Genomic DNA, 18834 nt, shown 5'->3' on the forward strand with positions numbered 1-18834 from the left:
CTCCTTGTTGGATGTCACCATTATGGATGGATAGACGTCCAATCTAGCAGTCCTGGCGCCGATGTAAACCACCCATTCCGGCAAAGCAATGCCGGGGGATGGGGGTGACCGGATGGCGTCGGTGACGGCAACCTCAGAGACGGCGGCGATACTCCTTGTCGTCTATCTGGTGCATATCCCACTGCATCAGGCGGTTGAGCTGCACCATGGGATCTTCGACCAGCGTCAGAGGGCGGGGCAGGATCCTCAGGAAGTAGCGACGGAGGGTTTGCTGGATCCGGTTCGGTTTGAGGGGGGTGGCATGGCTCATGATGGTGCTCCTGTGCTGTGGTTCTCACGTTCGCCAGCAGTATTGAGCTAAAATGCGGAAGTAAAAACTGATGACTTTCAGCCAATGGATTTCCTCTTTTATGCCTACTAGCCGCCTTTATCAGCAATTTCAACGGCTCGCCCAGCAGCTTGGCTGCGACGAGCGGGAAATCAGCCTCGCCGAGGTGGCGGACCTGCTCTGCTGCACCCCCCGCAATGCCCGCCTGCTGCTGCGCCGGATGGAAGGGCAGGGCTGGCTGTGCTGGACGGCGGAGGCAGGGCGGGGGCGGCGCTCCCGCCTCACCCTGCTGGACAACCAGGAGAGCCTGACCCGGCGCCGATTGCGGGATCTGCTGAGCCAAGGCCAGCTGGCGCAGGCGGTACGGCTGGCCGAAGATCGCCTGGATCTGCTCACCCCGCTGCTCATCGAGCAGCTCGGCCAGGCCACCCAGGAGGGGCGCCAGATCCTGCGGGTGCCCTACTACCGGCCCCTGCCGGGTCTGTTGCCCACCGCGCCCTTGCGTCGCTCCGAAATTCACCTGAGCCGCCAGATCTTCAACGGTCTGACCCGGCGAAACGAGGAAAATGGGGAAATAGAGGGGGATCTCGCCCACCACTGGGAGTGTCTGGCCCCCTGTCACTGGCGCTTCTATCTGCGCCCCGTGGTGCGCTTTCACCATGGCCGCGAACTGGTGGTGGAGGATGTGATGGAGAGCCTGCAGGCCTTGCGGGATCGCCCGCTGTTCGCCCATCTGGCACGGTTGGAGAGCCGCTGGCCGCGCACCCTGGACATCCATCTCGACAGCCCGGATCCTCTGCTGCCGCACCTGCTGGCCGAGCCGGTGGCGGCCATCCTGCCGCGGGAGCTCAAGGGGGAGGCGAATTTCGCCCTGCAGCCGGTGGGCACCGGCCCCTATCGGGTGAGTGCCAACGATCCCCTGCACCTGTGCCTCGAAGCATTCGACGACTACTTCGGGATGCGGGCCCTGCTCGACGAGATCGACATCTGGATGCTGCCGGAGCTGGCGGAACGGCTGGAGAGCCACGTGAGGCTTGGCAGCGACACCCCGGAGCTTGGCTCCATGCGCGGGGAGTCAGAACTGGAATCCGGTTGCTACTTCCTGCTGCAGGACGACAGATCGGTCCCCCTGCAGGACCCGGCCCTGCGCCAGTGGCTGACCCGGCTGCTCAACCCCATCGCCCTGATGGCCCGGGTGGCCCCCGAGCTGCAGCGGGGCTGGACCAGCGCATTGGGCCTCCTGCCCCACTGGCGCGAGAGTCTGCCTTTTCCCGAGCCCGGCCCGGTCAACCTGCCAGCTCGGCTGGTACTGGCCTGCTTCAACCAGCATCTGGAGTTCAACGAGTGCGCCAGCGCCATGAGCAGCCTGCTGGCAGAGCAGGGGGTCCAGCTCGAGGTGCGTACCCTGGGCTACGGGCGCTGGGTGAGCGGGGAGGATGAAGATGTGGATCTCTGGTTCGGCACCCTCAACCTGGAGCATGAACACGCCTTCGCCCCTTACGCCTGGCTTCAGGGTACCCCCTTGCTGCGCCGGGTGTGGGGCGGCCAGCAGGCCCTGTGGCAGGGATTGACGCAGTGGCGCGCCCATGGTGAAGAGCCCGGCCCCCGCGCCCTGCTGGCCGAGGTGCAGCGCCAGAGCTGGTTTGTACCGCTGTTTCACCACTGGCTGGAGCTGGAGAGCCGGGTCGGCGTGCACGGCGTGCGCATGACGGCCCTCGGCTGGTTCGATTTTCGCAGCGCCTGGTTAAAGCCCGAGCAGGTGGCGCAGGAGCCGGAAACCGGCGGTGGCTCTCACCCCCAGGCAGGGACGCTTGAGTCGGACGGGTTGGCGCGCTAGCCTGTGCGCGGTCCTACGACAAGGAGTCGACATCCATGCTGGAAATGCAGATCCAACCCCGTTTTCAAGAGACGGATGCCCTCGGCCACATCAACAACACGGTGCCGGCGGTCTGGTTTGAATCGGCCCGTGATCCCCTGTTTCGCCTCTTCTCGCCCGAGCTGGATGTGCATGACTGGCATCTGATCATCGCGGGCTACACGGTGCAATTCAAACGGGAGCTGTTCTATGGCCAGATGGTGTCGATCAAGACCGGCGTGCGGCGTATCGGTACCAGCTCCTTCACGCTCTGGCAGGAAGCCTGGCAGGGCGGCGAGCTGGCGGTGACCGCCGAGACGACCCTGATCCATTTTGACTACCGGACCCGGCAGTCCATCCCTTTGAGCGAGGCTCACCGGGAGGGACTGAGGGTCTGGCTGGTAGAGAGTTAATCCGGCCTTCGGGCCCACCACAGGACACTTATGCGCACAACCGCGATCGCCCTGAGCCTCGGCTTGGGACTGGGACTCTGCTCCCTGCCTTCATTTGCCGCCTCCCTGGCCGAGCAGTTCACCCTGATGGAGAAGGGGGCCGACAGCGCCCTCGATACCCGCCTGTTCAGCCACGATGGCGTTGACATCAAGGCCTGGGTCGACGGCACGCCCGTCATCATCGCCGTGCCCATCCTGAACGAGCAGGGCAAACAGGAAGGGGAGAGCCGTTACTACTTCAAGGGCGGCAAGCTGTTCGGGGTGAAGGAGCCCGCCGCCCAGTTCGCCTTCGATGACAGTGGCAAGCTGACCCAATGGCTGGACGACAAGGGGCAGCCTGCGGAGTTTGTCAGCAAGATGAGCATGCAGCAGCGGGAAGCCTGGCTGGCCAGACGGGCGGCCGAGCTGGGCGGGTTGTTTGCACCGAGCACCGCCGAGGAGAAGGCTGACAAGGGGGGCGTCAAGCTCAAGGGGGCCGAGCTCGCCCAGTGGCTCTGCAATGGCAAGCTGATGGCGCTCGCCGGAGGTGACAAGGTGACCTTCGAGCCGGCCAAACTCAAGAGGAGTGCAGAGGGCATCAAGGGAGAGGTCTCCCTGCGCCAGGAGAAGGGGTGGCAGGATCTCTGCCTCACCTGCGAGGTGCAGGGCAACCGGGTGACTCGCCTCACCTGGCAGCCGCTGCCGGGTGCCAACAAGCCGCAGTAAGGGCGGCAGCGTCAAAGAATGGGGGCCCACTTGCGGGCCCCTTTTTCATGCCGGTTACTGCTCGCCCAGGGTGAGCCGGGTGAGGGCCTCCACCCGTCGCCACTGTCCGGGCTCGAACCAGCGTGCCAGGATCTCCGGCTGCTGGCTGGCCCGGACTTCGGCGGGCAGGGGCCTGATCTCGGCCAGATAGCCGGCCAGCTGCTGCGCGAACCCCTGCTGGCTCTCTGCCAGCTGGTGCAACCGGTCTGCCGCCTCCGGTCCCAACTGTTCGCGCAGTGCGGCGTCACGCCCGGCTGCGGGGAGTTGCTCCAGAGCCTGCAGATCGCCGAGCAGGCGGCTGTTGGCCTCCGCCTCCCGAAACCACTGGGGCTGCTCCGCCAGCCAGAGCTCCAACTCGCTCGCCAGCAGCGACTTGTCGGCATCGCTGGCCTCCGCCAGCGCCTTGCGGCGCAGGGTCCACTGCTCCATCAGCCTGTCCTCGGCAAACAGTTGCTCCTGCTCGACCGGGGTGAAGCGCTGCCTGCGCAACTGTTCGCGCTCGTCGAACAGCTTCTGCAAGCTGGCCAGGCCCGGATCCGTCGGCACCGTCAGGCTGCCCTCGGTCGCGAGAAAGGCTTCATGGCGGGCCTGCAGCGAGGACTTATCCGACGGCGGTGCGGCCTGCCTGACCAGAGGGGAAGCGGGCCCGGCATGTTGTGGCGAAGGGGCGGTTGCGTCAGCGGAGGGCCAATACTGCCAGCCCCCCAGCAGCAGGGCCGCCGCCAGCGGAGCAGCCATCAGCCATGCCCTGTTCATAGTCCCAGCCTCTGCAGGCGGTTGGCGTGCTGGCGATAGAGGTTGACCGGGTCGGTCTCGAACAGGTGGCGAATGCCGAACGACTGGTTCACCTCGTCCAGATGGTTCATGCGGTAGTGGGTACCGATCACCTTGCCGAGGTGGCTGCTGCACACCCCGACCAGGCCGTCACTGGGCTCCTTGAAGAAGCTGCCGGTCAGCGCCAGCGCCGGATCCACCGGATCTAGGATGTTGGTCATGGTGCCGCGTCCGCTCCAGGAAAAGTAGTAGACCCCGTTGGCGGCCTGCATGGGCCCTTCGCCGCAATGCTGGCTCGGCAGCCCTTCCGGATAGCGCTGGTTGAAGCGCTGGGCGCCGGTGCTGGTGAGGGCGTCGAGGGCGGCGAGGGGATCCTGCGGCAGCTGGCTGCCCCCGGAGAGCAGCGAGATGACCCCGGACAGGGCCGAGGCGGCGGCCACCGCCAGACCTTCGGCCGCCGAGCCCGGCGTCACCTTGGCCCGCACCAGGTCGGCAATCTCAGAGCCATGGTTGACCCCGCCCACGCTGGTGGCGGAAGCGACCAGCTCGGGGGCGACCGAAGCGACGTAGCGAATGGTGGGGCCACCGTGAGAGTGGCCGATGAGGTTCACCTTCTCCGCCCCCGTGATGGCGAGCACCTGCTGCACCTGCTTGAGCAGCTGTTCACCGCGCAGCTCCGAGCTCTGGGTGGCGGAGACCTGGGCCACGTAAACCTTGGCGCCATCCCGGGTCAGGGCCTGGGGGATGCCGTAGAAGTAATCGACCCCGAGCAGCTTGTCGAAACCGAACAGACCGTGCACCAGCACTATGGGGTAGCGGGTCTGGGTATAACCGGCCCCCTGACCCAGCATGGGCAGGGCGCACAACAGCATCAATAGCCATCTTTTCATCTTCACCGTCCTTGCGAAAAAACCGGCTGCATTCTGGTCGTCACCGGGGGTCGTCACCGGGGCAGCCACTGGCCTCATGCCAGTACCGGCAGCATGGTGGCTGAACTCAGATGTATCTGTGGATGGGATCACTAAACCGGGGATTGCAGAAAAACCCTACCCATATGGGCAAAAAAGGCGGCACCAACTATTCCTTGTGTCTGCCCATTAAATAAGTTAAATAATAATTATTATCATTTGAGTGGTCGAGTCATGACGGGAACCTGGGTGAAGGGGTGGGTCGGTACCACCGGAGCGGACAGCAGCATGGCGCACTGGAAGGCGCAGACCCTGAGTGGCAACCGTCATTTCGATGCGGGGGAGTACGCCAGGGCGCTCGACTGCTATCAGCAGGCGCTGTGGCTTGCCCGCCAGCAGTTTGCCGACTGGCACGATGCCGACGAAGCGGTGGCGGCCCTGGTGGTGGCCCATCACAACCTGGCGGATCTGCTGGTGGCCATGACCCTGCCGGATCGGGCCGCCGACCTGCTGTGTCACATCCATGATTGCCTGCTGGCCACCAGCCAGTCCCCCACCAGTTCCGCTGCCCTGCGGGAGGCGGCTGTTCGCCACGCCCGCAGCACCCGTACCGAGCTGCTCGCCTTTCTGGGCAAACACGGTCATCACGACGGCATCCAGCGCAGCCTGGGTCAATGTCTGTGTCAGGCCGGCTCTGCCCATCAACTGCATTGAGCCCAACAGGAGAGACAATGAACATGAGCCATACCCTGCCAGCCCTTCCTTACGCTTATGACGCGCTGGAACCCCATATCGATGCAAAGACCATGGAGATCCATCACAGCCGTCACCATCAGACCTATGTCACCAACCTCAATGCCGCCCTGGCCGATCTGCCGGAGCTGGCTGCCCTGCCGCTGGAGGCATTGCTTGCCCGTATCGACAGCCTGCCGGCCCAGGTGCAGGGGGCGGTGCGCAATCATGGCGGCGGCCACGCCAACCACAGCCTGTTCTGGCAGGTGATGAGTCCACAGGGCGGCGGCGAGCCGGACGGCGAGCTGGCCGCGGCGATGGAGCGGGATCTGGGTGGGCTGGAGGCCTTCAAGCAGGCCTTTACCCAGGCGGCGCTGAGCCGTTTTGGCAGCGGCTGGGCCTGGCTGGTGGTCGATGGGCGCGGCAAGTTGCAGGTGGTGAGCAGCGCGAACCAGGACAGCCCCCTGATGGAGGGGCTCACCCCGATACTCGGGCTGGATGTGTGGGAGCACGCCTACTACCTCAAGTACCAGAACAAGCGTCCCGACTACATAGCCGCGTTTTACAACGTGATCGACTGGGATGAGGTGGCACGGCGTTATGTGGCAGCGCTGGCCTGATCGCCGGAAATACCGAGCCCAATGAAAGAGACCCGCCTGTTGGCGGGTCTCTGCTATTGAGGGGTCGGCGCGCTGCTGGCAGCCGGATTATCCACGGGTGTTGCTTCGCTCGGCACGGCTGCGCTGGTGGCTGGTGCACCGCTGGTTGCAGCCGCTGCACTGGTGGCGGTTGCCGCGCTCACGGCCGTTGCCTGCTTGGCCTTCGGCTGATGAGGGGGCGGTGCAATGGGCAGGCAGGGCTGGCTCGCCCCTATGGTGCTCAACGCCTGGCAGGGGACCGGGCCGCCGATGACGATGGGCTCGCCGAGGAACTTGGGCCCCTTGTCCAGCACGTAGAGGTCCAGCAGCCCCATCAGGCGGGCGAACACCTCGCGCACCCGGGTCTTGATGCCCTGATAGGCGCTGGGATCCACGGCGTTGAAGCCGACCGCCTCGATGCCGAAATGGCGGGCGATGAAGATGGCGCGCTCGTTGTGAAAGGCCTGGGAGACCACGGTGAAGTGGGCCTGACCGAACACCTCCTTGGCACGCACGATGGAATCCAGGGTCCGAAACCCTGCGTAGTCGCTGTAGATGGCGCTGGCCGGAATGCCGGCCTGGATCAGGGCCCGCCGCATCTGGCGCGGTTCGTTGTACTGCACGGTGGCGTTGTCGCCGGAGACCAGGATGTAGTCCACCTTGCCGTTGTTGTAGAGCTCGGCGGCGGCCTTGATCCGGTATTTGAAGTAGTGGTTCGGGCTGCCGCCAATCAGGTATTTGGAGGTGCCGAGCACCAGGGCGACCCGGTTGTAGGGCACCGCGTTGACGTCGTCGTAGGTGTAGTGACGGGCGTCCGAGACGGTCCACTCGCTGTAGCCAAGCAGGGCGGCGATGGAGGCCAGCAACAGGCAGAGGCAGGCGAGCAGGATCTTGGCAAACTTCTTCATGCGCGGTGCGGTTCGGGTCTGAAGTAAGAGAAGACAGGGGGCCATTCTATTACAAGTTGTTGTGGCGCGTCAGGTTTGATGGCGGCGCAGGGGCTCACTCGGGCAGAGGTTGTCGCAGCGCGCGCCAGGATCCCGGGCTTATCAAACGGCGCCATAAACAAGGGGCGGCCATGGCCGCCCCTTGTCATAGTCGTCTCGTCCTCAGTGGGAGGAGTCGTTGGCCTTGCACTCGTCGGAGTCCTTGTTGGCTTCCCACCAGGGCAGCAGCTCGCGGCCGAGCCACTGCTGGTAGGCCTCGCTGTCATTGGCAATCAGCTGGTCCAGCTCGGCTTCGAAGGCACTCATGGCCTGCTGCTGATCCGGGTTGCGCAGGGCCTGGGCCATGGCCAGCCAGCTGGCGCCGCGACCGGTCTCGTTCAGGAAGCGGTGTACCGTGTAGGACCAGGAGTAGACCATCTCGCCGCCCTTGTCGTAATCCAGATGCAGGATGTCGGCCAGGGCCGGACGATCGCTGGCCGGACGGCCGGCGACGTTGTCCAGACCGCGGGCGAAGCACTGGCCGTGGGCGATGAACTCCGCCAGCCCTTCCGACCACCAGGTGGTGCGGTTGAGCGGGTAGTGGCCGAAGCTGCCGTACTGGTTGAAGCGGCCGTCCAGGTAGTGCACGTACTCGTGGCGCAGGTTCCACACCTGGAACGCTGGGCGCTTCCACTCCGCCTCGTAGGCGAAGAAGCGGGCCTGGTTGCCGGGGCGCGCCGGATCCCCTTCGAGGTAGATGCCGCCGTTGTCGGTGGAGACGCCGCCGAACAGGGCACTGCCGTAGCGTTTCCAGTCGGCGGAGGAGTTGAAGACCACCAGTTCCAGCGCCTCGTTGTGATCATCCGCCACCGGCTGCCAGCCGGTCTCCATCTGCTGGTGGAACTGCTGCTCTTCGGCACCCAGTTCACGGCAGATCCCCTCGGCCTGAGCCATGGTCAGATCCTGGGCCCGCAGGCGCAGGGTCGGCGAGCAGGTATGCTCGAACGGCAGCACGTCCTCCACCCGGACAGGGGTGCAGAGCCCGGCGAAGTCACCGCTGATGCAGGCTTCGCTGGTGCGGTCCGTGTAGGTCAGGTAGTAGGTGGAGAGGGTCAGCGACATGTCTTCCAGCAGGTCCTGACTCTGCTGGCCACCGGGGATCAGGTCGTGGTGGCGAACCAGTGCGATGACGGAGTCATCCAGCAGCTTGCGGTAGCCGTCGAGCTCGTCCGGGCGGGTATAGCGGGCGACCCGGTAGAGACGGGTGTAGGCATCCAGCACGTTGTTGAGCAGGAACAGATCGGCACCATCCCTTCCTTGCCACAACGCGAGTTCGCTCATGCCGAGGGCGTGCAGCTGCTTGCGCAGCTCGCCATCCTGCTGGCGGAAGTCGTTGGCGAAGGGGTCGCTGTAGTCGCTGGCGAAGTCGAGGAAGTTGAGCAGATCGAACAGACCGGTCGCCCAGGCGTGCTGACCATTGATCTCGCTGGCATGACGGGTGCTGTAGGCCAGCATCTGGTTGAACTCGCCGAGCAGGGTGCCAAAGCGGCTCTGCACTGCCGGGCTCTTGAACTGACCGTGCAGAGCGATGCTCCAGGCTCCCATGACGGCGCCTACTTCGTCGCTGGCCTGCTCCGGGAAGAGCAGCGGATGGGCACCGAGTGCCGTCAATGCCTCGGCCAGCGCCTCGGCAGCAGCCGGGCCGTCTTCCTTGTGCTTGCCGTAGTTGTGGTAGTTGTGGGCACGCACGTATTCCAGCAGCAGCTTCATGGCCGGATGAGCCGGCTGATTGGCCGCCAGCAGGCTCTGGATGCCGCGGGACACGGCCAGCAGCTTGGTGTCATCGTGACCATAGTTCTCCTGCCAGACCGGTGCGGGCTGGCCACTGGCATCCTGCACTATCTTGGCTGCGTCGGCGTCCAGCAGCTCGGTGCCAGGCAGATCCGGCTCGGAGCAGGCGCGGCCGTCGGCACGGCGACAGTCGAGCTGCTCTTCCTTGCTGGCCAGCACGATGGGGCGGTTGAGCACCCGGCTCTCCTGCCACTCGGTTGTTTCCGGCAGGGTCTGCCATTCGCTGCCCCCCACCGGGTATTGATAGCCGGTGTCCTTCAAGACCACCTGCACTTCGCTGCCAGCGGGCAGGGTTTGACGGCACACCCGGTAGCTGATGGTCTTGTCCCCTTCCTGACGCGTCTGGGGTTCATCGCACTCCTGTTGGGCCTTGATCTCGTCCAGCAACCAGGTGTACTGGCGCCAGACGTGCAGCTCGCTCACCTGCTTGGCGGCCTGGCTGCCCGCGATGGGCTGCAGGCGGAAGAAGATCTGCTCGAGGCGACCATCCCGTTCATTGGGGGTCTCTTCCAGCACCTTCAATTGCTGCCAGTTTTGCGGCTGGTACTGCCATGCCTGCTCGGCGCAGCGACCTTCGGCGTTGAGCTCACAGCGATCCAGCTCCTGCTCGCTGTGACCCAGGATGACCCGCTCAGCCAACGGCAGACGATCCTGACGCGGCGCGGTCGGGGTGCCCGCCAGCGGCTCCCAGCGGCCCTGCTTCATGCCGTAGCCATAGTCATAGCTGCTGGCCGGGACGGCCTTGCCGGCCGGTACCACCTCTTCACAGCTGAGGTAGCGGATCTGCCAGCCCTGCTCGATCTTGAGCTTCGGCTCGCCGCACTGCTGCTCTGCCAGCGCAGCCAGGTTGGCATCGCGCCAGTCGAAGCGGCGATACACCCTCAACTGCTGATAAGGGGCGTCGCCGCTGCGGGCGCTCAGTTCAAAGGTCACTTCGGTGAGACGATCCCCCAGCTGACGGCTGGATTCGCCTTTGAGTTGATACTGTTGCCAGTCGGAGGGGGAGTAGTTGGCCAGCGCCGAAGTGGCGAGCAGGCCTGGGGCTGCCAGGAGCAGCAGCCGGGGAGAGAGGTGCTTCATCATGATCCCTTTGGTGGATGGAGAGGCGTGGGGACCAGAGAGGTTATTGGGCTCCAAAGGAATATCAATTGGCCAGATGGCGCAGCGAAATGATGCATTCGGGAGCAAACAACATAAAAACAGCCCCAAAGGGGGCCGTGTTGATAGCAAGGACTCCGCCCCATATGGGGGAGGCGTCACTCCTCTTGTCGCAAGCTGCGGGCGAGCAGGGTGCGGGAGGGTTTCAGATTGCCGCCGAGATCCGGCCAGGGATGCCACTGGTCCGGCACCATAAAGCCAGGTAACGACAGCCTGATCCAGGCGGCCAGCTCGGCAGGGGGGACTGGTTCGCCGTGCCAGTCGATGAAGGCGGCGGGCCTATGCCCCCACTCGTCGCTTGGCACCGGCACCACCAGGGCCTGGGCCACGGCGGGGTGATCCACCAGCCGCTGTTCTATGGTCTCGGGCTGGATGTTCTCCCCTCCCGAGATGAAGAGGTTGTCGAGCCGCCCCTCCACCACCAGATCGCCCCCCGGAGTGAGGCGGCCCTTGTCCCGGGTGTGGAACCAGCCCTCTTCATCGAGGGGGCGCACCAGCTCGCCCTCCCTGAAGTAGCCGGCAAACAGGGTCTCACCGCGCACGCAGATCTCCCCCTGGCGGATGCAGACCTCCCGCCCCGGCAGCGGGCGACCCACCACGCCGGCGGCGCAGGGTTGCCCGGTGCAGACCTGGCTGCCCATCTCGGAGAGGCCATAGCTCACCTTGGGCTCCAGCCCCAGGGCGGTCAGCCGGTTGACCAGGGGCGCCGGGATGGCGGCGCCCCCGAGCAGCAGCTCTCGCACCCGGGTGCGGGATGGGTCGAACCCCTGTGCCAGCAGGCGCCAGAGCTGGGTCGGCACCAGCGAGAGGTGGGTGATGGGCTGATCCTCGAGCCGCGCCTTGAGGGGCCGGGTGCGATCGTCCAGCACCAGGGCGGCTCCCGCCAGGAAGACCCGGAACAGGATGGCGTAACCGCCGACGTGAAACAGTGGCAGGGAGAGCAGCCAGCCGCAGGCTTCGTCCAGGGGGATCAGGGTGGCGGAACCCCGGGCCGAGGCCAGGTGGTTGGCGAGGCGGTGGACCACCGCCTTGGGGGTACCGCTGGATCCCGAGGTGAGGATCATGTTGTTCGGCTGGTCGGGTACCAGCGGGGACTCCCCATCTGCGGCCAGCTCGCCCGTGAAGTCGAGGCTGAGGGCTTGCCAGTCGCCCGCCGGGATCTCGCCTGCCGACCAGAATGCCCGGGCCTCGAGCTGGCTCGCCAGTATGCTGTGTCTGGTTGCCGGAAAGGCGGGATTGAGGGGGCAGAAGACGATGCCGCTGCGCACGCAGGCCCAGGCCAGCAACACATCCTCCAGGGCGCCGCGCACCACGGCGGCGAGATGATCTCCCCGTTCCAGCCCGGCCCGGGCGAGCTGATTGCACAGGCTGTTGAGGCGCAGGTCGAGGCGCTGGTAGCTAAGAGGCTCCCCGCTGTGGATGGCAATGCGATGAGGGGCCAGTGTCGCCCAGCGTCGTACCGGGCAGGTTTCCTGCCGTGGGATCTGACGGGTCACCATGGGTCAGTCACGGTGAAACAGGGGGTCCATCCTGCCCGGATCGGGTTGCCCCTGCTTGTCCAGCAGATCCCTGGCCAGCCAGCGGCGGGTATCGAGGCCAGGGGCCTGATCCGGCGCCCACTCCCCCGCGAGACGGGCGAGCTGGCCGAGGCCGAGACCGGACTCGAAACAGGAGGAGACGATCACCTTGAGCTTCAGTTCGCGAGCGCGGGCCACCAGGGCTTCGCTGTTGGCCAGGGCGCCGAGCAGGGTCGGCTTGAGCACCAGGGCGCGTAGTTGCGGGATGGGCTCCCAGGGCTTGCCCTGGGCCAGCAGTTCGTCCAGCGCCACCGGCATGCCGGTGCGGCTGGCGACGAAGGCGATGTCCTCGAAGTCGGCGCACAGATCTTCGAGGTATTCGATGCGATTCGGATCCAGGTGGCCGCAGAAGGCCCAGGCCTCCTCGCGGGTCCAGCCCTGGTTGGCGTCCAGGACCAGTTTGAGATTGGGGCGCCGATCGAGCAGCAGCCGGATCAGCGCCAGCTCGTCGCGCATGGGGTAGCGGGCTACCTTCAGCTTGGCCTTGAGGGGGGTCTCGTGCAGCCACTGCTTCCAGTTCTTGAGCAGCTCCTGGGGGGAGCCCTGGATCAGCGGATAGGGCTCGGGCAGGGGGGCACCCTGCTCGGGCCAGCTACGACGGGCGCAGTCGAGCCCGAACTGCACCGAGGGCAGCTGTGGTGTCGGGGTCTGTCCCCGCGCCAGCTGCGCCAGACAGTCGAGGGCCTCGGCCTGGGCGTCGGCCAGGGTCTCTGTGGAAAATCCTGGCAGGGGGGCTATCTCCCCCCAGCCATCATCGATGCGTACCAGCAGGCCCTCGCGCGCTACCTGCAACTGACCATGAAAGGCCAGGGGCTGGGTAAAGGGCAGTTGGTAGCGGTAGAGGGCGAGTGTCATCAGGGATTCCGCTTGTATTTGGAGAAGTCGGGACGGCGTTTCTCGTTGAATGCGTTGCGCCCTTCCTGACCCTCTTCGGTCATGTAGAACAGCATGGTGGCATTGCCTGCCAGCTCCTGCAAACCGGCCTGGCCGTCGCAGTCGGCGTTGAGGGCCGCCTTCAGGCAGCGCAGGGCCATGGGGCTGTGTTGCAGCATCTCGCGGCACCAGCGCACGGTTTCACGCTCCAGCTCGGCCAGGGGCACGACGGTGTTGACCAGCCCCATGTCGAGGGCCTGTTTGGCGTCGTAGAGGCGGCAGAGGAACCAGATCTCCCGAGCCTTCTTCTGGCCGACGATGCGGGCCATGTAGGAGGCGCCCCAGCCGCCGTCGAAGGAGCCCACCTTGGGGCCGGTCTGGCCGAACTGGGCGTTGTCGGCGGCGATGGTCAGGTCGCACATCATGTGCAGCACGTGGCCGCCACCGACGGCGTAGCCAGCCACCATGGCCACCACGGGTTTGGGGCAGGTACGGATGTCACGCTGGAAGTCGAGCACGTTGAGGTGATGGGTGCCTTCATCGTCCTTGTAGCCACCGTAGTCGCCGCGGATCTTCTGGTCGCCGCCGGCGCAGAAGGCCTTCTCGCCAAAGCCGGTGAGGATGATGGAGCCGACCTTGTCGTCGTAGCGGGCATCGGCCAGGGCTTGCAGCATCTCTTTCACGGTGCGGGGGCGGAAGGCGTTGCGCACCTGGGGACGGTTGATGGTGATCTTGGCAATGCCCTCTGGGGACTTGTGATAGAGGATGTCCTCGTAACCGGCGGAGCAGTCGTGCCACTCGACAGGGGCATAGAGCTCGGCTTCCGTCATTGCTTCAATCATGGATCTTCTCTTCTGGTTGGTGAGCCCACTCCCGCAGGAGCCGGGCAAAGGTATCGGGCTGGCTTGTGTGCAGATTGTGTCCGCCATCCAGAGCCAAGTGTTTGATATTGCAGCCTTGCTTTACCAACTGGCAAGCGAGGGCATGGAATTTGTGATCCCGGTTGCCTGAGATCCACTGCACCGGCAGCCGGGTATCCCGAAGCCAGGGGGCGAGATCCGGCTGCCGCCCCAGGGACGTGGCCCTCAGCATGGCGGCCACGGCCTTGCCGTCGTTGCCAAGGCGGCGTGCGGCCTGGCGGGTGCGGGCATCGTCGTCCAGGTCGGCGAAGACGCCCTGGCGGTACCAGTCGGCAAGCACCCAGGTCAGGGGCTCGCACTCGAAACGCCGGGCCCAGGCTTCATCGTGAGCGATGCGGGCCGGACGTTCACCGGCAGGCAGCCCGGGGTGGCAGTTCTCCAGCAGCAGGGCCTGCAACCCCGCCGGGGTGTGGCTGGCGTGATGAAGCGCGAGCCGCCCCCCCAGCGAATACCCCACCAGCCGGTAGTGGGCGATATCCCGTGCGGCCAGCTCGGCGCAGAGCCAGCGATGGGCCTCGTCAAAGCCGCTCACCCGCAGTGCCCGGTTGCGGCCGTGGCCCGGCAGATCCAGGGCATGGCACGGGACGCCGGGCAGGGCCTGGATAACAGGTCGCCAGTCGTCGGCGTCCCCCAGCAGGCCGTGCAGCAGCACCAGTGGTACGGCGGGATCAGAGACCACGGATAGCGGCTCCCAGTGCCTTGAGATCCTCGGCGACTTCACTGCTCGGTACCTTGATTTCAATCAGGGTTACCCCGTTTTTCAGGGCTGCGGCATAGTCCTGCTCAAATGCGTCGAGGGTGGTGGGGGCCCGGTAGTGCAGGCCGAACATGGCGGCGGCGTGCTCGAAGTGCAGGCCGTGGGGCAGGCAGTAGTAGGTCTCCAGCAGGGCGTCCTGGGTGGGCACAGGCAGCATGCGGAAGATGCTGCCGCCGTCGTTGTTGAGCAGGATCACCACCAGGGGGCGGCTCCCCTTGCCGAGCAGCGCCAGGCTGTTGAGGTCGTGCAGGGCGCTGAGATCCCCGAGCAGCAGGGTGGTGGGCTCGCGACTGTCAGGCGGGACCGACTGTGCGAAGCCGTATGCGGTGGCGATAAGGCCATCGATGCCGGAGGCGCCGCGGTTGGTCATCACCCGGCTGGGGCCCTTGCCCACCTCGCCCAGCATGTCCATCAGCCGGGCCGGCATGCTGTTGCCGACGAACAACTGACCCTGGATGAGCTGATTCAGGCGGTGGCACACCCCGAGCTCCGAGAAGCGATCACAGGCGGTGCGGATCTGCTGGCTGATAGCCTGCTGGCGCGCGGCCAACTGGTGCCAGGGCTGCTGCGAATGGGGGATTGGATGGGTAGCCGCAAAGGCGGCGGGGTCGCACACCAGGCGACGGCGCAGCCGGTAGTCGGGGTCGAGGCGTGCCGGCTGCGGGTCCACCAGCCAGTAATCCTGCCAGGGGTGTTGTTTGATGAACTGGCCGAGGCGCTTGGAGATGAGGCGGGCGCCGAATTGCAGCAGTACCTCGGCGCGGGCCAGCTCGGCCACGAAGTCGCTGTGTTGCAGGGCGAGATCCGTGTGGACGAGGTTGCGATCATCGAAGCGGATCTGGCTTTGCAGATCTGCCAGCAGGGGCCAGCCGAGGCGGTCGGCCAGCTCGGCCACCGCCTTGCCTTGCACCGGATCCTGGATGCGTCCGGCGACGATGACACCGCGCTTGCCCTTCAGCTCCTCCCAGTCCGGCTGGGCGGGGCAGCCCGGCTCGCCCGCCAGCCAGGGGCTCCAGGGCTTGGCCGAGTGCAGCCAGTCGCCGAGAGGCGCCAGGTAGTCGGCAAAGTCCAGATAGTGGTCGCCGGGGTAGAGGGGCTCGGGGTACATGCAGTTGAAGTGCACCGGCCCCGGGGTGTGCGCCTGTCGGGCCAGGGCCTGATCCACCGAGCTCAGCACGAAGGCCGCCGGAATGGTGGGAGTGGGGCTCGGCAGATTTTGCTGATAGACGGGGTAGCGACCGAAGATCCCCGGCTGATCGATGGCCTGGTTGGCCCCGTTGTCGATGAGCTCGGGTGGCCTGTCGGCAGAGAGAATGATGAGCGGGACCCCGGTGAGCTGGGCTTCCGCCACCGCGGGCCAGAGGTTGGCCACCGCGGTGCCCGAGGTCATGATGACCGCCACCGGGCGGCCGCTCCCCTTGGCCAGCCCCAGCGCCATGAAGCCCAGACCCCGCTCGTCGAAGTGCAGGTGGCGGCGAAAGCCCGGGTGGGCTGCGGCGGCCATGGTGAGCGGCGCCGAGCGGGATCCGGAGGCCAGGGCGATGTCACGCACGCCGAGGCGAAAGAGCTCTTCCAGCAAGAGGGAGGACCAGACATGGTTGAAGGTGGCGTGATGGCTGGCAAAGGCGTGATGCGCGGACACGTGGCTGGCGGACATGAAGCTCTCGCAGTGAGGAGTCGGTAAGAAACGCTATCCCAGCAGGGAGAGCACGTTGGCGATCTTGTTGTCGAGTTCGGCCCACTCGGCGGCGGGCTCCGATCCCGCCACTATGCCGGCACCGGCGAACAGGCTGATGCGCGGGCCCCTGATCCGGGCGCTGCGAATGGCGACGGAGAACTCCGAGGTCTCCCGGCTCAGCATGCCACAGGCACCGGCATACCAGCCGCGATCATGGGGCTCGCATTCACGGATGAAGGCGAGCGCCGCCTCGCGGGGGGCGCCCCCCACGGCGGGGGTGGGGTGCAGGGCAGCCAGCAGTTGCCAGTCGCAGACGCCGGGTTTGAGCTCGGCCTCGATGTCGCACTTGAGGTGTTGCAGCAGCCGCAATTTCAGAATGCGCGGCTCTGTCAGGGTGGCATCGGTCGTGAGGGGGGCCAGGCGGCTGAGAATGTCGGCGTGAACCAGCCGGTTCTCCAGCCGGTTCTTGCTGTCGGCCAGCAGCTCGGCGGCCAGGGCCGCGTCGGTCGCCTCATCCCCGGAACGGCGAATGGTGCCTGCCAGCGCCTCGGTAAAGAGGTGGCCCTTCTCCCGGCGGTAGAGGCGCTCGGGGGAGCAGGAGATGAAGCTCTGCTCGGGGGAGAACTGGAAGCCGAAGTGGAAGCACTCCTGGGCGTGGCGAGCCCACTGTGTCAGCAGGGACCAGGGGCAGAGTGGCGCATCGTGCGCCTCGCTCTGGAGCAGGCTCTCCCGGGACAGTACCACCTTGGGGGTGCGGGCCTGGAAGTCGGGGGCCGTGACCTGCTCCACCAGGGTCTGCCACTGGGCAGGGCCCGGCAGGTCCTGGCGCTGCCATGGCCGCTTTTGCAGGGCGGGCAGGGGGGCCTCGGGTTGCAGGGCATCGAGCGCCGCCTCGGCGGCGCAGAGTTCGGCTTCGAATGCGTGACCCTCTTCCCGGGCAGGCAGCCAGAGATTGAGGCAGAGGCTGGTGCACTCCCCCCGGCGTACCAGTTCGATGCGGGGCAGCACGAAGCGGCAGGGGCCAAAACCCTGCCAGCCGGGCAGATCCGGGTCGAACGCCAGACCGCCGTAGTAGCGAGGGCTGTCTTCACTGGCCGTGCCGGCAAGGTCGCAGACCCGCTGGATATCCTCCGGCCGGGTCAGTTCGTGGATGGCGCCAAGCGCCACGTACTCCGGGCTCTGTTGCCCTCTGGCGTGCCAATAGATGCGGGGGTAGAGCGTCTGGGCCGCCAACCAGCCGGGAAAGACGTCGACGTGAGCGGCCACGCGCAGTCGCACGAAACCGCTGACAGTGCTGTGACGCAGGGCGTCCAGTTGTTGCTTGAGGTGGGTCTGAGCCAACATGGATGTCTAGTCTGAGCCGGATAATCGCGATCGCTCCGGGGGAGGATGGCGCAGGTTGATGCCAAAGGGCGACGATTTCCTATATATTATCTGCCCATTCGTCCATGTAAATTGCCCGGGGGAGCCGACGCCCCCGCGCAGCCAAGTATACCTAAATCCGGTTCGATAACCCTTAACACGATCAATATCTGATTGTTTGGCCATCACAATATGACAAATACCTTCTCTGTTTGGTTGCTGGCGGCGCGTTTGCGAACACTGCCCCTGGCGTGCTCCTCCATCTTGCTGGGCTCGGGGCTGGCAGCCAGCCGGGGAGCGTTTGACGGCACCATCATGGGGCTCTCCCTGCTGACCGCCATCCTGCTGCAAATTCTCTCCAATCTGGCCAACGACTATGGCGATGCGGTCTCCGGAGCCGACAACGGGGAGCGGATCGGTCCCCAGCGCGCCGTGGTTTCCGGCCTCATCACCCGGCACCAGATGTGTGTGGCCATGGGGCTGACCGCCCTGGCGGCCGTGGTGAGCGGCCTCTCCCTGCTGGTCTGCGCCTTCGGGGAGGCGTGGCAGCAGATCCTGACGTTCATCCTGCTGGGGGGAGCGGCCATCGTCGCGGCCATCACCTACACGGTGGGCAAGAGCCCCTACGGCTATCGCGGCTTCGGGGACATCTCGGTGTTCCTGTTCTTCGGCCTGCTGGGGGTGCTCGGCTCCTACTACCTCTTCACCCATAGCCTGGAGTGGGACCTGTTGCTGCCCGCCACCGCCTGCGGCCTGCTGGCGACTGCCGTGCTCAACATCAACAACGTGCGGGACATCGAGACCGATGCCGCCAGCGGCAAGATCACCCTGGCGGTGCGCCTTGGCCGCAACCGTGCCATCGCCTATCACTGGGTCTTGCTGGGGGCGGCGCTGCTGGCGACCATCGCCTTCCTGCTGACTCAGCCTGCGAGCCTCTGGCCCTGGATCTTCCTGCCCGCCATGAAGCCCCTCACCGATGCCGCCTGCACCCTGCGAGAGAGTTTCGATGGCGAGGTGCTGACCGGCGCCCTCAAGAAGACCGCCATCAGCGCATTTCTGTTCAGCCTGCTGCTCTCTGCCGGGCTGGCGCTCACCTGAGGCCGACGCGTTTGGCAATGAAAAGGGCTCCCGAACGGGAGCCCTTTTTGCTGATGTGTCGATGCGTTGTTGTTTCATCAGACCGATGTGATGATCGCCAGGGGAGGAGCATGCCGCCAGGCGCAGGATGGTGCCAGGTGATGCAGACGACGAGGGCCCCCGACAGGGAGCCCTCGTGTGCATGAGGCGTGCTTGCCCCTGGA

At 65.8% G+C, this 18834-nt stretch carries 17 protein-coding genes; 6 read left to right on the forward strand and 11 right to left on the reverse strand.

All coding sequences use genetic code 11. From position 1 onward, the window contains the following. Positions 1-133: 133 nt before the first annotated feature. A complete protein-coding gene (locus AB5Y47_RS18405; RefSeq protein WP_129146620.1) occupies positions 134-310 on the reverse strand; it encodes a hypothetical protein in 177 nt (58 codons plus the stop codon). A gap of 100 nt (positions 311-410) precedes the next feature. On the opposite strand from AB5Y47_RS18405, the gene sgrR reads away from it, so the two are divergent. The 3 genes from sgrR to AB5Y47_RS18420 are packed head-to-tail and all read left to right on the forward strand — an operon-like array spanning position 411 to position 3340. Further along, positions 411-2165 (forward strand): HTH-type transcriptional regulator SgrR, encoded by a 1755-nt coding sequence (gene sgrR, locus AB5Y47_RS18410; protein WP_368220485.1) that lies wholly within the window; start codon positions 411-413, stop codon positions 2163-2165. A gap of 35 nt (positions 2166-2200) precedes the next feature. Then, a complete protein-coding gene (locus AB5Y47_RS18415; RefSeq protein WP_010672731.1) occupies positions 2201-2596 on the forward strand; it encodes a thioesterase family protein in 396 nt (131 codons plus the stop codon). Positions 2597-2626: 30 nt separating this feature from the next. Further along, complete coding sequence (locus AB5Y47_RS18420) at positions 2627-3340, forward strand: hypothetical protein (protein WP_124244411.1); 714 nt, start codon at positions 2627-2629, stop codon at positions 3338-3340. A 54-nt stretch (positions 3341-3394) separates the two neighbouring features. On the opposite strand, the gene AB5Y47_RS18425 is transcribed toward AB5Y47_RS18420, so the two are convergent. Together AB5Y47_RS18425 and AB5Y47_RS18430 are read right to left on the reverse strand one after the other, a co-directional pair. Then, on the reverse strand, positions 3395-4135 hold the full coding sequence (locus AB5Y47_RS18425; RefSeq protein ID WP_263308779.1) for a lipase secretion chaperone: 741 nt from the start codon (positions 4133-4135) through the stop codon (positions 3395-3397). Beyond that, positions 4132-5043 carry a triacylglycerol lipase gene (locus tag AB5Y47_RS18430; protein ID WP_039039783.1) on the reverse strand — a complete coding sequence of 304 codons (912 nt, stop codon included), beginning with the start codon at positions 5041-5043 and terminating at the stop codon, positions 4132-4134. Before AB5Y47_RS18430 ends, AB5Y47_RS18425 begins: the two co-directional genes overlap by 4 nt. 306 nt (positions 5044-5349) lie before the next feature. Here AB5Y47_RS18430 and AB5Y47_RS18435 point away from each other — a divergent pair, with 306 nt between their 5' ends. Beyond that, positions 5350-5775 (forward strand): hypothetical protein, encoded by a 426-nt coding sequence (locus AB5Y47_RS18435; RefSeq protein ID WP_223919362.1) that lies wholly within the window; start codon positions 5350-5352, stop codon positions 5773-5775. A 23-nt stretch (positions 5776-5798) separates the two neighbouring features. Next, entirely contained in the window at positions 5799-6413 is a 615-nt protein-coding gene (locus tag AB5Y47_RS18440) for a superoxide dismutase (RefSeq protein ID WP_069785467.1), read from the forward strand. 53 nt (positions 6414-6466) lie between these two features. Here AB5Y47_RS18440 and AB5Y47_RS18445 read toward each other — a convergent pair whose 3' ends face one another. The 8 genes from AB5Y47_RS18445 to AB5Y47_RS18480 form a co-directional block, all read right to left on the reverse strand. Next, positions 6467-7384 (reverse strand): vancomycin high temperature exclusion protein, encoded by a 918-nt coding sequence (locus AB5Y47_RS18445; RefSeq protein ID WP_043154021.1) that lies wholly within the window; start codon positions 7382-7384, stop codon positions 6467-6469. Positions 7385-7540: 156 nt separating this feature from the next. Beyond that, complete coding sequence (locus tag AB5Y47_RS18450) at positions 7541-10288, reverse strand: collagenase (RefSeq protein ID WP_043154018.1); 2748 nt, start codon at positions 10286-10288, stop codon at positions 7541-7543. Between the two features lie 176 nt (positions 10289-10464). Next, positions 10465-11865 carry an o-succinylbenzoate--CoA ligase gene (gene menE, locus AB5Y47_RS18455; protein WP_043154016.1) on the reverse strand — a complete coding sequence of 467 codons (1401 nt, stop codon included), beginning with the start codon at positions 11863-11865 and terminating at the stop codon, positions 10465-10467. A 3-nt stretch (positions 11866-11868) separates the two neighbouring features. After that, a complete protein-coding gene (gene menC, locus AB5Y47_RS18460; protein ID WP_043154014.1) occupies positions 11869-12798 on the reverse strand; it encodes an o-succinylbenzoate synthase in 930 nt (309 codons plus the stop codon). Beyond that, complete coding sequence (gene menB, locus AB5Y47_RS18465) at positions 12798-13646, reverse strand: 1,4-dihydroxy-2-naphthoyl-CoA synthase (protein ID WP_010672740.1); 849 nt, start codon at positions 13644-13646, stop codon at positions 12798-12800. The genes menC and menB overlap by 1 nt, the downstream gene beginning before the upstream one ends. 4 nt (positions 13647-13650) lie before the next feature. After that, complete coding sequence (gene menH / locus AB5Y47_RS18470; protein WP_043154011.1) at positions 13651-14415, reverse strand: 2-succinyl-6-hydroxy-2,4-cyclohexadiene-1-carboxylate synthase; 765 nt, start codon at positions 14413-14415, stop codon at positions 13651-13653. After that, complete coding sequence (menD, locus tag AB5Y47_RS18475) at positions 14405-16150, reverse strand: 2-succinyl-5-enolpyruvyl-6-hydroxy-3-cyclohexene-1-carboxylic-acid synthase (RefSeq protein ID WP_043154009.1); 1746 nt, start codon at positions 16148-16150, stop codon at positions 14405-14407. The genes menH and menD overlap by 11 nt, the downstream gene beginning before the upstream one ends. A gap of 33 nt (positions 16151-16183) precedes the next feature. Continuing rightward, positions 16184-17515, reverse strand: coding sequence for an isochorismate synthase MenF (locus AB5Y47_RS18480; protein ID WP_043154006.1), 1332 nt, complete (start codon positions 17513-17515; stop codon positions 16184-16186). Positions 17516-17725: 210 nt separating this feature from the next. Between AB5Y47_RS18480 and AB5Y47_RS18485 the strand changes: the two genes are divergently transcribed. Next, entirely contained in the window at positions 17726-18631 is a 906-nt protein-coding gene (locus AB5Y47_RS18485) for a 1,4-dihydroxy-2-naphthoate polyprenyltransferase (RefSeq protein ID WP_043154004.1), read from the forward strand. The last annotated feature ends 203 nt before the right edge of the window (positions 18632-18834 follow it).

It is taken from the genome of Aeromonas sp. R7-2, assembly GCF_040908105.1.
In the GTDB taxonomy this organism is placed as follows: Bacteria; Pseudomonadota; Gammaproteobacteria; order Enterobacterales; family Aeromonadaceae; genus Aeromonas; species Aeromonas caviae.